The sequence below is a fragment of the Paenibacillus sp. MAHUQ-63 genome (genome assembly GCF_028765165.1).
Taxonomy (GTDB): domain Bacteria; phylum Bacillota; class Bacilli; order Paenibacillales; family NBRC-103111; genus Paenibacillus_E.
In genome coordinates, this window is record NZ_JARADB010000002.1 from 1,263,047 (window position 1) to 1,276,115 (window position 13,069).

Annotated in this window: 12 protein-coding genes; 8 read left to right on the top strand and 4 right to left on the bottom strand. The window is 52.1% G+C overall.

Annotated features, from left to right (window positions below):
* Nucleotides 1-17: 17 nt before the first annotated feature.
* The 3 genes from PUT07_RS14015 to PUT07_RS14025 all read left to right on the top strand — a co-directional run bounded on the left by PUT07_RS14015 (nt 18) and on the right by PUT07_RS14025 (nt 2,465).
* Complete coding sequence (locus PUT07_RS14015; RefSeq protein WP_274468726.1) at nt 18-857, top strand: bifunctional 5,10-methylenetetrahydrofolate dehydrogenase/5,10-methenyltetrahydrofolate cyclohydrolase; 840 nt, start codon at nt 18-20, stop codon at nt 855-857.
* A gap of 132 nt (nt 858-989) precedes the next feature.
* The gene (locus PUT07_RS14020) at nt 990-1,469 is read left to right on the top strand and encodes an RrF2 family transcriptional regulator (protein ID WP_274468727.1); all 480 of its coding nucleotides are present in this window, start codon (nt 990-992) and stop codon (nt 1,467-1,469) included.
* 93 nt (nt 1,470-1,562) lie between these two features.
* Entirely contained in the window at nt 1,563-2,465 is a 903-nt protein-coding gene (locus tag PUT07_RS14025; protein ID WP_379239792.1) for an NAD(P)/FAD-dependent oxidoreductase, read from the top strand.
* Between the two features lie 501 nt (nt 2,466-2,966).
* Here the strand turns inward: PUT07_RS14025 and PUT07_RS14030 are convergent.
* Nucleotides 2,967-3,845, bottom strand: coding sequence for a helix-turn-helix domain-containing protein (locus PUT07_RS14030; RefSeq protein ID WP_274468729.1), 879 nt, complete (start codon nt 3,843-3,845; stop codon nt 2,967-2,969).
* Nucleotides 3,846-3,995: 150 nt separating this feature from the next.
* On the opposite strand from PUT07_RS14030, the gene PUT07_RS14035 reads away from it, so the two are divergent.
* Nucleotides 3,996-6,908 (top strand): family 78 glycoside hydrolase catalytic domain, encoded by a 2,913-nt coding sequence (locus PUT07_RS14035; protein ID WP_274468731.1) that lies wholly within the window; start codon nt 3,996-3,998, stop codon nt 6,906-6,908.
* A gap of 48 nt (nt 6,909-6,956) precedes the next feature.
* On the opposite strand, the gene PUT07_RS14040 is transcribed toward PUT07_RS14035, so the two are convergent.
* Nucleotides 6,957-7,382: a MarR family winged helix-turn-helix transcriptional regulator gene (locus PUT07_RS14040; RefSeq protein ID WP_274468733.1), complete on the bottom strand. Its 426-nt coding sequence runs from the start codon at nt 7,380-7,382 to the stop codon at nt 6,957-6,959.
* Nucleotides 7,383-7,576: 194 nt separating this feature from the next.
* On the opposite strand from PUT07_RS14040, the gene PUT07_RS14045 reads away from it, so the two are divergent.
* On the top strand, nt 7,577-8,032 hold the full coding sequence (locus PUT07_RS14045) for a CBS domain-containing protein (RefSeq protein ID WP_379239794.1): 456 nt from the start codon (nt 7,577-7,579) through the stop codon (nt 8,030-8,032).
* Between the two features lie 63 nt (nt 8,033-8,095).
* On the opposite strand, the gene PUT07_RS14050 is transcribed toward PUT07_RS14045, so the two are convergent.
* Nucleotides 8,096-9,274, bottom strand: a complete 1,179-nt coding sequence (locus PUT07_RS14050; RefSeq protein ID WP_274468736.1) for an NAD(P)/FAD-dependent oxidoreductase — start codon at nt 9,272-9,274, stop codon at nt 8,096-8,098.
* A 21-nt stretch (nt 9,275-9,295) separates the two neighbouring features.
* On the bottom strand, nt 9,296-9,727 hold the full coding sequence (locus tag PUT07_RS14055; RefSeq protein ID WP_274468738.1) for a DUF1641 domain-containing protein: 432 nt from the start codon (nt 9,725-9,727) through the stop codon (nt 9,296-9,298).
* Between the two features lie 363 nt (nt 9,728-10,090).
* On the opposite strand from PUT07_RS14055, the gene PUT07_RS14060 reads away from it, so the two are divergent.
* From PUT07_RS14060 to PUT07_RS14070, 3 genes are all read left to right on the top strand, one after another.
* The gene (locus PUT07_RS14060; protein WP_274469323.1) at nt 10,091-10,396 is read left to right on the top strand and encodes an ArsR/SmtB family transcription factor; all 306 of its coding nucleotides are present in this window, start codon (nt 10,091-10,093) and stop codon (nt 10,394-10,396) included.
* A 3-nt stretch (nt 10,397-10,399) separates the two neighbouring features.
* On the top strand, nt 10,400-10,795 hold the full coding sequence (locus PUT07_RS14065; RefSeq protein ID WP_274468739.1) for an SRPBCC family protein: 396 nt from the start codon (nt 10,400-10,402) through the stop codon (nt 10,793-10,795).
* A gap of 172 nt (nt 10,796-10,967) precedes the next feature.
* Entirely contained in the window at nt 10,968-13,007 is a 2,040-nt protein-coding gene (locus PUT07_RS14070; RefSeq protein WP_274468741.1) for a Na+/H+ antiporter, read from the top strand.
* Nucleotides 13,008-13,069 lie beyond the last annotated feature (62 nt).

Sequence of the window (13,069 nt, forward strand, 5' to 3'; positions counted from 1 at the left end):
TAGAAAGGGCTGATGAGATGAATACGGTGATACTAGACGGAAGCAAAGTTGCAGAGAGCATTAAAGAGGAGCTGGCAGTACGTATTAATAGTCTGTCGCAGCGTGGGATCGTGCCTTGTTTGGCCACGGTACTCGTAGGGAACGACCCGTCTTCGGCTACGTATGTGAAGATGAAAGGTCATGCTTGCAGGAAGCTGGGCATGCGCTCCATCCGGGTGGACTTGCCGGAGAGCACCTCGACGGACGAATTAATCGCCCATATCAACAAGCTCAATGAGGATCCGAGTGTACACGGCATATTGCTTCAGCATCCTGTTCCAGCACATATCGATGAGCGTGCGGCATTCGACGCGATTCGAATCGACAAAGACGTAGACGGCGTAACAACATTAGGATATGCGCAAAATGCGTTCGGCGTCGCCAGGTTCCCGTCATGTACGCCGGCGGCTATTGTTGAGATCCTGGACTATTACCGTATCGACATCGAAGGGAGACATGCCGTGGTGATTGGGCGCAGTCCCATTCTCGGGAAGCCTGTCTCGGCTATGCTATTGAATCGCAATGCGACCGTAACGACCTGCCATTCGCGAACATCCGATTTGGCGAGCATCGTCCGCTTGGGCGATATTGTCGTCGCGGCGGTAGGCAAGCCGAACTTTGTGCAAGGCGATTGGCTCAAACAAGGCGCCATTGTGCTGGATGCCGGCTATAATGAGGGGAATGTGGGCGACGTGGACTATGAGCAATGCCTGCCGGTCGCTTCGGCGATTACGCCGGTCCCTGCCGGGGTAGGGCCAGTGACCATCGCGATGCTGCTGAAGCACACGGTAGATGCTGCGAACACGGCCGGGGGTTAAGCTCGCCGCATGCAGGTCCGGCCGGAGGCGAAGCTTGCTTGGCTTCCGGTCTATTGGTGCTTGCATTTCATGAGCTTAGGAGATATTATGGATATATAATGTCCATAAGGAAGTTTACATCGAGGTGAAGACATGCAATTTTCCAAGAGCACAGGATACGCCTTGCATGCCCTAATCCACTTAGCCCGCTCAGAGCGCGGTCATCATGTAGGGATTAAGGAGCTTTCGTCGCTGCTCGGCGTTTCCGATACGTATTTATCCAAGATCATGTCTAAACTGCGTCAGGACGGTATCGTACGAGCGATGACCGGAGCGAGCGGCGGCTATGAGCTGGCGAGGCCGGCGGAGCAGATTACCTTTCTTGATGTGATTCAAGTCGTTGAAGGCCGGCAGCACATGTTCGAATGCTTTCAGATGAATGAGCAGCAGCATCAGTTGTTCTATGAATCGGAGGCGGCGGTCGAGAATGAGCACCATGGGGCAAACACGAATGATCCGTTCAGCAAAGAGTGCTTGGTGAAGAAAATCATGATCGGCGCGGAGCAGCAAATGTACCAATATTTGCGGGAGCATACGATTCAAGGCGTGCTGGATGCGTCATCTTTTGGATAAAGGGCAGAAGGCTGTTAACAAGAGGTGCTGCACTTCTTGTACTTATATTATGGATATCGAAGATCCGGGAGGGTGATTATAGTGGGACAACAGATGGATGTAGGCATTATTGGCGGCGGACCTGCAGGGCTCAATGCGGCGCTTGTACTGGGCAGAGCAAGAAAGAGTGTCATCGTGATTGACGAAGGGGTGCCTCGCAACCGGGTGACACGTGAGACGCACGGCTTTCTGACACGGGATGGCATAGCTCCGGCGGAGTTTCGGCGAATCGCCAGAGAGCAGATTCAGGCTTACCCTTCCGTACAATTCGCGGAGGAGAAGGCGGTTGCGGTTGCCGGCGAGGATGGACATTTTCAAATTACAACTTCCGCTGGCAGCGTCTTTCATTGCAAAAAGCTGCTGTTTGCAGTCGGCATGAAGGATCTTCCGCTGGAAATCAACGGTTTGCAGGAGGTATATGGCCGAAGCGCTTTTGTATGCCCTTATTGCGATGGCTGGGAGCTGAGAGATCAGCCGCTCGTACTGATTGCCAAAGGACCGCGTGTGCTCCATGCCGCCAAAATGCTGGCGGGGTGGACCTCGGAGTACGTGATATGTACAGACGGCCCGGCCGAATTGACGGATGAACAGCGTGAAGAGCTAAGAGCCCATCATGTATCCGTGTTCGAATCTCCGATTCGAAAGATAGCTTCGAGGGAGGGAATGGTGGATCATATCCTACTAGAAGATGGAATGAGTCTTCCTTGTACGGGAATATTCTTTGCTCCGAAGCTTGTTCCTGGTTCCGATTTGCCTAAGAGCATGGGCTGTCAAGTGACGGAGACCGGCATGGTCGTCGCGGATGCATTCGGTAAAACGAGCGTACCGGGCATATTCAGCGCCGGGGATATCGCTACCGAAATGTATCAAGCTATTGCCGCCGCATCGATGGGGGCTCTGGCCGGCGTCGGCATCAATAACGAGCTGCTCATTGAAGCTTGGGATCGAGGTAAGTAGAGGGTAGGACAGGACAGTCTTGGCCGAAGGGGTCAAGGCTGTTTTTTTGATTTTCAGGGAGCGCGCGTGCTCTAACGGACAAGGGGAGGCTGTAAATCTGCGGGAGACCACCAAATGTATGCGAAAATTCTACATAATCAGCGGCACACACCAAGAATCAGTCGATTGTATTCGAAATTTCATATACAAAACGTGATTTGAGCCCTAATTCTGTACATGTATTCGAAAAATCACATACATTCTCTGCATGTGTCCGTTCCCATTAAAACTGTCGACAGTTAATTGACAGCCTCAAGGGAGCCGTTATGCAGCCCCGAATGCGCCCCTTGCTGCTCTAACGGACTGGATTCCCGTTATCCGTTATTAACTGGAATTCAACGATGAATCAATCGCAAAGAAGGGAGGAATAAGATCCTGACAGTCCGTTACAATTTTCATCTAATTGCATAGAGGCTTCTGCAGCTGATCTGGAATAACGGAGGAGCATCGTTAGGATGCTCCTTATTGATTTGAAAGGCGATAGCCGGCAGGGGTCATGCCTGTCTTATCCTTGAACATCCGATAAAATCTTTTGAGATCGGACATCCCGACAGCTGCGGCAATCTCGGCGATCGACAAGCCGCGGTGAGCCGGATCGGCCAGCAGTTGGCAGCTGCGGTTCATCCGCTCGTGGACCAGCAAGTCCGAGAACGTGCCGCCTGTGCTTGCATGTATCAATCGCTGCAGCTGCCTGGCTCCGATGCCGGCTTCGGCGGCTAAGCTCGTTAGCGTTATTTTGTCATGCAGCCGGCCGCGTATACTCTTCAGAACGGTGTCCATCCGATTGTAGCCCTTGCAGGATTCGATGTCCGCTGCTGCTTCCAGAGATCGCTCTATGCAGATGAACAACTGCAGCAGCAGCCCGCACATCATCGTTTCGAAGCCGGTCCTTTGCTGCTGAAACTCCCGGTAGAGTGATTCGAACAGCTGCGCGAATTCGCTTGAGCGCTCCCGTATGTGCACCCAATGTCCCGAATTCGCCGTTAACTCCCGGAAGCGGTACATGTGAAACCGTTCGGGCAGAACGGCAGTTAGAAAATGGTAAAGCTCTTCGTCAAAAATACAATTGCAGATGACGAGCGGCTTATGGGGATCGGCGGAGGCCGGCCGGAATATGTGCGAGATGCCGATCGGCAGGAAAAACAGATCGCCTTTGGCCACGCGAAGCGTCCGGTCGCCGATGTAATGAAACCCGCTGCCTTCCCAAACATAGCAAATTTCATAAAAATCATGCACATGCTCAGGCAGTTCAAACCGTTCATGAACTTTATTGACGAAGATGGAGAAGCCGTCTCTGAAAAATTGTTCGCCTTTCTCGACAAGCAGTTGGGGTCTTGGCATAAGAACTCCTTTGAGTATGATATCCGATTGTGTTTCCTTGCTGAATAATGTCATCATATACCGATATAATGTCGTAATCAACCCATAATCTGGATGGTCGCTTTTCGATAAGATGAGAGGAGATCAGCAAGATCAGGAGGAATCGAATCGATGACAAGAACAGAGTGGCAGGCCAAATGGATATGGGGAGAAGGGGAGCCAAGTCCGCGCAACGAGTGGAGATGCTTCCGCAAAACGTTTGATCTCTCGCCGGCACAAGCTAATAATGAATGGACTACGCTAAGCATCACGGCTGACTCGCGCTATGTGCTGTATGTCAATGGAACACGAGTTGGAAGAGGACCGGTCAGATCATGGCCTAACGAACAAGCTTACGATACATATGAAATCGGTCATTTGCTGCGGCCCGGCAAAGCCAATACGGTTGCCGTATTGGTGATGCATTATGGAGTATCCACCTTTTATTATTTACGCGGCCGCGGCGGATTGCTCCTCGAATTGAACGATTCCCAAGGAGCTGTCCTTGCTGCGACAGATGCTTCGTGGCTCACTGCGCTGCATAAGGGACATCACCCCCGGGCGCCAAGGGCTTCATGCCAACACGGGTTCGCCGAATATGTCGATGCCGCGGCTTGGGATTCCGCATGGATAACGGGCGGTGGGAACCCGCATGATTGGACGGCGTCCCGGGAGCTTGGCCCCGCAGGCATGGAGCCATGGACGACGCTGAAGCCTCGTGATATTCCGTTACTGACGGAAGAGATCATCACACCCGTGCGTGTGGAATCGCTCGCCAAGGTGAAGTCGTTCCAGGTCACGACAGCGATCGATGTCCGCAACGGATGGATGGATGGAAGCGAAGAACACGCCAACCAGATCCGCTTTCTTGGATTTGCCGTGACTTCGCTGCATGCGAGCCGGGCGGGACGGGCTACGATCGGCTTTCTACAAGTCCATGAATGCTTGAATGGGCTCATGTTAAATGGGACCAAGCTGGATAGCAGCCAGATGTACGGCAGCGCACCTGAACGGTATGCCGATGTTCAGCTGCAAGAGGGACATAATCTGCTCGTAATCGATGTCTCCTCGAACATCCATACCGGGAAGCTGCAGATCGGTGTAGATGGCGAGGCGGATCAGATCCTTTCTTTCCAGTCGCCTGCAGGCTGCAGCGTTCAGGCGGAATCCGGATGGCTGCGAATCGGTCCGTTCGATGCGGTTGTGCAGCTCGACCATCAAGCCGTGCGCCCGCTGGACAACCGGCATGCCGACTATTTGGCCTGTCAAGAGCGTCTGAAGTCAACGGATGACCTGGCATTGTTTCATCACTGGATGAAGCCCGTCGAGGTTCAGTACGTATCTGAAGTTGACGTCTTCGCGCTAAGCGTATGGAGGAAGGAAGAGATTCGTTACGCGGTGCCCGAACAGCTCCAGCATGCGGCCATCCCTCACGCAGAAGCAACTCGGATTCCGGTGTTTGAGGGCTACGACACGGAAGTGCTGTTCGATTTGGGCAAAGAGTACTCCGGGTATTTGACATTTGAAGTTGATGCGGATGAAGGGACCGTGCTCGATTGGTACGGCTTCGAATATATGGCTGGGGACTACCGCCAGGACATGTTCGGTCTTGACCATACGCTTCGGTACGTCTGCCGGGATGGCCGCCAGCGGTATGAATCGCCCATCCGCAAAGGATTCCGCTATGTCGCATTAACGGTGCGCGGCGCCGCTAACCCGGTTAAGCTTCATAACGTCAATCTGATTCAGAGCAATTATCCGGTCGCGGAGGTCGGTCAGTTCTCATGCTCGGATGCACTCCTGAACGATATATGGGACATATCCCGGCATACGACGAAGCTGTGTATGGAAGATACGTTCGTCGATTGTCCCGCCTATGAGCAAGTTTTCTGGGTAGGTGACAGCCGCAACGAGGCGCTGGTGAGCAATTATGTGTACGGGGTTCAGGATATTGTGAAACGCTGCTTGCGACTTGTTCCCGGCTCCAAGCACCAAACGCCGCTCTTCGCGGATCAGGTGCCGAGCGGATGGAGCAGTGTGATTCCGAATTGGACGTTCTTCTGGGCGATCGCTTGCGCTGAATATTACGAGCGGACTGGAGATCAGGCTTTTGCCGCCGAGATGTATGCCCATATTAAGTTCACGCTGGAGCATTATATCGCGAAGATGGATGATCGCGGGCTGTTTCATATCAAAGGCTGGAATTTGCTGGACTGGTCGCCGATCGATCAGCCCAACGACGGCGTTGTGACTCACCAGAACATGTTTCTCGTGCACACTCTCAAAGTCGCGGCAGGTATGGGTGAGCTTGCTGGCGATCGCGAGGGGGCAGCTACCTTGGCTTCCGCGGCGGAACGGCTTCATCGGGCCATCAACGAACATCTCTGGGACGATGATAAGCGAGCTTATATCGATTGCATTCATGCGGATGGAAGACGATCCGGGGTACTAAGCATGCAGACGCAGGTCGTGGCTGCATTGACCGGTGTTGCCCAGCAGGAACGGCAAGCGGTCATTAACGGCTATTTGGTCGATCCGCCGCAGCATTTTGTGCAAATCGGCTCGCCATTCATGTCATTCTTCTATTACGAAGCGCTTGCGCAAATCGGCGAAGTCGGCCTTATGCTTGCGGATATCCGCCATAATTACGGCACGATGATTCGGCATGGGGCGACGACTTGTTGGGAGCAGTATCCCAACTTCCTGGAGAACCGCGCCAACCCTGATATGCTGACACGCAGCCACTGTCATGCCTGGTCGGCTGCTCCCGCTTACTTCTTGGGCAAGGAAGTGCTGGGGGTACGGGGGCTCACGCCTGGGTGGACGGAAGTAGAGATTGCACCCGTCCCTTGCGGCCTGACTTGGGCGAAGGGCAGCGTGCCTCATCCGGCGGGCGGAAGAATCGATGTGACGTGGCAAGTGAATGAATCCGAGCAGACGATGGAATTGACATTGACTTATCCGAATAACGTGACGGTGCGACCGCGCATTCCTTCGGGGTACAAAGGGATAATTCGGGAGACGAAGCTGGCTGTGCTGGAGTAAAAGAGAGGAAAATGAAAGGCTGTCCATCGTAGAATGGACAGCCTTTGCTTACTCGACAAACGTTCGATTAAACTTATGCAGCAGCGCGCCGAACTGCTGTTGGTCCTCTAAGGACCAATTCTTCAGAAAGTCGGCAACCCGTTCGAATCTCGCCTGCTTGTTCAAGGCTAATTCTTTGGTTCCGGTTTCCGTAATCTGCAGGGAGTAAGCCCGGCCATCCTGCGGATCGGGAATCCGGTAAACCAAGCCTTTCTGTTCCAGGGCGGCCGTTTGCCGGGATATGGTGGAGATATCCAGATGGAATTCCTCCGCCAAGGCTTTGACACCGGCCGAGCCGTGCGAGGAGATTTGGTGGAGCAGCAGATAGGCGGAACGGTCCAGACTCCCGATTCGCCCATTGGCGGTGACAGCTAGAAAGCGGCGCATTAATATCGATAATTCTAACTCGATGGTTTCGGCAGGATGGTTGGTCATAGCGTACCTCGTCTTCATTCGAAATAATAAAATTTCATTGTATAATCGTATCATAAACGATTCGTTTTGAATATGTGCGCCAATCTGTTGAAATGGAATTGACATGCTCTTATATAGTTGTATAATACAATTATATATAGTTGTATTATACATCTAGATACATCATCAAGCCTATTCAACTGGAGGGGAACATCATTAAAGCCCATGACATTATGGTTCGTCAGGTTTATAAAGTGAAAGAAGACGATCCTGTTCGCAGCGTAATAGAGAAATTCATCAATTACCGGATCAGCGGATTGCCGGTGGTGAACGAACGAAATGAAGTCGTCGCTTATTTGAGTGACGGCGATATTATGCGCTACATCGGCAAGCACGAGGATCACGTATTCGGCTCTTATTTTTACACGGCAGTCATACGTGGAGATAACGAGGAATTTGATGAACGAGTTCGTAGTTTGCTGTCCTTGAATGTGCTGCAAATCGCCCGGAAGAAAGTCATTGCCGTGAACGCTGAAGAGGAAATCGAGCAAATAGCCGCTATTCTGGGCAAGAAGCGAATTAAAAAGCTGCCTGTCATCCGCAATGGTGTTCTTGTCGGTATCATTTCTAGAGGAGATGTCATCCGGCATGCCTTCCAGTCGATCTTGTGAGCGGCTGTCGTATATAGACAAAGAAGCCCCCGGCTATGTGATAGCCGGGGGCTTCTTGTATGATTAGTAAGCGAGCGCGAACAGCCCGTGAATGTGAGAGAGATAGCGAACGTTGCTCGCTTCTTTCATAAGGGATGCCGGCAAGCCTTTCAATTTGGTGTTATTGCCGCCGATGGTTCCGATACCGTCTTTGCGTCCAAGACTGCCAAGCGTTCCGGAGAATACAGGCGTGAATTTATCCATTACGCCGCCTTTGATTTGAACGGAAAGGTTGAAGCCAACCGTTTCGCCCATTTGCCAAGCCAGCTGAGCTGTTGGAGGGTAAGGTCTTTCGCTGCCTTCCGGGAATACAACCGCGCAATCGCCTGCAAGGAACACATCCGGATGCGAAGTGGATTGCAGTGTCGATGTGACGGTAGCGCGGCCGCGATCTTCGGCGATTCCGCAGCTTCCGACAACCGGATTGCCTTTCACGCCGCCAGTCCAAATGATTGTGTTGGACTCGATGGTTTGTCCGTTTTTCAAGGAAACCGTGTTTGTAGTTGCTTCTGTAATCGCTACGCCGGTCAGGAAGGTGACACCGCGTTTCTCAAGGCTTTCTACCGCGCGTTCGATTAGAACAGGAGGGAAGACGGGCAGAATGGAAGGACCGGCTTCTACGCAGTAGATGGAAATATCCGCGAAGTCGATGCCTTTGCTGCGGCAAACTTCAGGCAGTTTGTCGGCGAATTCGCCAACAAGCTCAACGCCTGTCAAGCCGCCGCCGCCAACGACGATCGTTGCGTCCGCTTTGTTGCCGGATGCTTTGTAAGCGTCAAGACGAGCTTCAACGTGCTCGCGAATGCGGTTGGCATCTGCCGCCGATTTCAGCACGAAGCTGTTCTCTTCAAGTCCTGGAATGCCGAAATAGTTCGTTTCACTGCCTAGCGCAACAACCAGCGCATCGTATGTAAAAGCGCCGTTTGCTGTAACGACTTGCTTATCGTTAGGTTTGATTTCTTTCACCGTATCGACTACAATATTCACTTGCTTGTCGCCAAGCAGCTTTTGCAGCGGAAGCGCAACGGCTTGTTCTTTGATCGTACCGCCGGCAAGACGGTGCAGTTCCGTAATAATTTGATGTGTCGGGAAACGGTTGATGATTGTAATATTAGCTTCTGCTGCCGATAAGTGCTGGCGTGCTGTCAATGCAGTCAATAGACCGCCATAGCCGCCGCCAAGAATTAGTATTTGTTTAGCCATCGATATCATCCCTTGTTCGTATTAATTTTTGCGTTCGGAGAGTACGTTCAAGAATGCTTGAGCAAAACGAAGTGTTTTCTGTACTTCAGGATCTTTCAACATTTTCAGAATACCGAAGAGGCCGATCGTTGTGCCTGCTTCAGCCTGGGAGCGTTCGCCGGCTTCGATAGCTGCGGATGCGATATCTTTCGCCTTCTCTTGAACAGGTTTTACGAATTCGCCGATCCCTTGTGCAAAATCGTTGATCAGCACTTTGTCCGTTGCAACGCTTTGTGCGAAATCGTAAGCCTTAGTCAGCACAGTCACCATTTCTGCCAGCTTAGGCAGGTTGTCGACGAGGACGGTGAGAGACTGCTGCACCTCAGGTTTTAGCAATTGGTCGAGTACGTCTAGCGATTTTGGTTCCGCAGCAGCCGTTGCTGCTACTTCTTGAACAGCAGATGTCTGTGACATAAAGAAAATCCTCCTTTGCGTTGAAAAAAAATCGGGTACTGTCTCAATGTGTGTGGGACGAAAAAGGCATGTTTCCCCGAATGGTTGTAACATTTTTCACATAAGAAAATGTCATCAACGACGACACAATTGGATATAAACCGTATTTAGTTATTTTACACCCAATGTCAGCAAAATTATAATTGAAAATATTTCAAATTCGTGAACATTGATAGCAGCAGAGAGGGAAAATATAACTTCAGTGGATGTAAAGGCAGCAGTTGACAGGACACTGAATGGTGTCGTATGATCGTATCAGACACCAAACGGTGTCATTTTGACCGAGTTTAACGAGGAGAGGGTGTTGTGAACGAATATAAGGGGATGCACGATGTGTATGATGCGGTTGCCGATCCAACCCGCCGCAAGCTTCTTCAACTGCTGGCGAATGCCGAGGAACTGCCGCTGCACGAATTGCTGGTTCATTTTGAGATGGGCCGTACAGCCGTTTCCAAACATTTGGCCATTCTCAAAGAAGCTCATCTAGTCATCGACCGGAAAGTAGGCCGGGAAACCAGGTATCGATTGAATGCAGGGCCGCTTCAGGAAATTCAAGATTGGGTTTCATTTTACGAGAAATTCTGGAAAACCAATATGCTGCGCTTGGACCAATTATTAAAGGAGGAATGAACGATGAAAGTAGTGACGCAACAATTTGAATACACAGCTTCGATGGAGAAGGTGTGGAATGCATTGACGAACCCTGCAATGCTGGCGAAGTGGATCATGGACAATGACTTTAAACCGGTCGTGGGACATAAATTTCAATTTCGTACGGAACCTACGGGCTGGTGGAACGGTATTATCGATTGTGAAGTGCTGGAGGTGAACGAACCGCATCGCCTAAGCTATACCTGGGTCAGCGGTGGAGAGAATACGACGGTGACGTGGACGCTGAATGACAGCGGCAACGGTACCGTTGTGCTGCATTTGGAGCAGTCGGGCTTCCAGAGCGAACAGGCTTTCGGCGGAGCGGCACACGGTTGGGTTCGAATGGGCAAAGAGCTTGGCAGCCTGCTTGCGGTCTAATCTGGACCAGCTGACAACCGAATAAAACGGACGATAACGCCAGTATCAGCGAGGAATCGCTTGTATTGGCGTTTATGCGTTTGTTTTTTATGGCGGAAGCATCGATAAGGTTGCGGTTTTTTGGAAATTATGAGATAAAGTTGATAATCAGTCTGACATGGAGGGAAACCGATTGGAAGTATTCATTATTATACTCATGCTGCTTATCTTGCTCGGTGTTTCGAACGTCGTACACCGCTTCGTTCCTTTCATCCCTGTTCCACTCATTCAGATCGCGCTAGGCGCCGGACTGGTCTTGGTTCCGCTTGGCATTCATCTGCATCTGGAGCCGGAATTATTCTTCATTCTGTTCATCGCCCCCCTGCTATATAACGATGGGAAGCACACGCCGCGCGATGAATTATGGCGCTTAAGGGCGCCGATTCTGCTGTTGGCGGTAGGGCTTGTGTTCATAACCGTATGCGTCGTCGGCTACAGCATTCATTGGATGATCCCGACGATTCCGCTGGCCGCCGCATTCGGTCTGGCCGCCATCCTGTCTCCGACGGACGCCGTTGCCGTCAGCTCCTTGGCCGGCCGCATTCACCTGCCGCGCAGCTTGAAGCGGCTGCTGGAGGGAGAGGCCTTGATGAACGATGCCTCGGGTCTGGTTGCCTTCAAATTCGCCATCGCCGCGGCTGTGACCGGCGTATTCTCATTGCCGAAGGCAAGCTTCAGCTTCCTGGTGATCTCGATCGGCGGTTTGATCGTCGGTGCCGTCGTCGCCTTCCTTATCACCGGTCTGCGGCAGCTGCTGCGCCGGGCGGGTCTGGAAGATGAGACGATGCATATGCTGCTGCAAATCTTGACGCCGTTCCTGCTCTATCTCGTTGCGGAGGAATTGGGTGTTTCCGGCATCTTGGCTGCGGTTGCCGGGGGGCTGCTGCATGCGATCGAGAACGAACGGCTGGCGTTTACAATGCCTAATCTTAAGAACGTGTCCAACCCAACCTGGTCCGTCATTTTATTCGTGTTGAACGGGCTTGTCTTTATCCTGCTGGGGCTGCAGATTCCGGAAGTTTCCCGGAAGATTCTCAAGGATCCGGCCTTCGACAATTTCGAGGTGATTGGCTATGCCGTTCTGATCTATGTGATGCTTCTCGTGCTTCGGTTCCTGTGGACTTATGTATTCTCCAGAGGAGGCCGCTGGTTCGGCAATCAGAGCAACGAAGTGCCGAGTCTGCGGACGATGACGCTCACGACCATTTCCGGCGTGCGCGGGGCGGTGACCCTTGCGGGTGCCTTCTCCATCCCGCTGCTGCTGCAGAACGGCGAACCATTCCCGCAGAGAGATCTCATTATTTTCCTTGCGGCCTCGGTCATCTTGTTCTCGCTGCTTACAGCCAGCTTGGTATTGCCGCTCCTTGCCAAGAAGAAGAATACGGCGGACGATGCGGAGCGGGAGCGTCAAGAACGCGAGTGGCAAATTCAGGTCATGAAGGCTGCCATTCGTACACTTAAGGAATCCGGCTCGGACAAAAATGAGCTTGCCTTGAACTCGGTCATTGGCGATTACAAGCTTATGATACAGCAGCTAGGCCAGAAGGACGGCCGGATGAAACGGCTTTCGCTGTCACAGCAGCGGGAAGCCGGGATGCGGCTGATGGCGCTGAGCATCGAGCGCAAATATGTGAATGATTCCGTCGACAGCGGCAAAGTAAGCCGTGAGCAAGCGAATTACTATTTGAACATGCTGGAACAAATCGAGCTTATCTTATCCAATAAGCTGGATCTGGGCAAAGTCATCGTGAAGAACGTCTGGCGCCGGTTGAGAATGGTGTTTACCTCGGTCAGCCAGCCGGCTACCGTACTGGGCATCAGCGATGCGGACATGAACGCGCTCCGCTCGCTGAAGATGCAATGCGGCCAAGCTGTCGTCGATGAATTCTCGAAGCGCTGCGCGATCCAGACCGACGAAGCGACGGAAGGCGTGCTTGATTATTACAAGCAGATGCTCGACAGGTTGAACAGATTTACGCTGGGCTCGCGGCGCAAGGACCGCTCATTCAACGATTGCCGGAGAGAGCTGCACTGGATTGCGATTCAGGCAGAGCGCGATGCCGTGCAGTCATTCTTCGAACAGGGAAATATCACCCGGGAGATGGCGACTCTGCTACGGAGAATCATCCGTAACCGGGAAGCTTCCTTATATGAACTGGAAGAAATAGGATAAAAGGCGGGAAGCCCGCAGATGGAAGTTCGCTTATGAACCTTACATCTGTGGGTTTTTCTGGA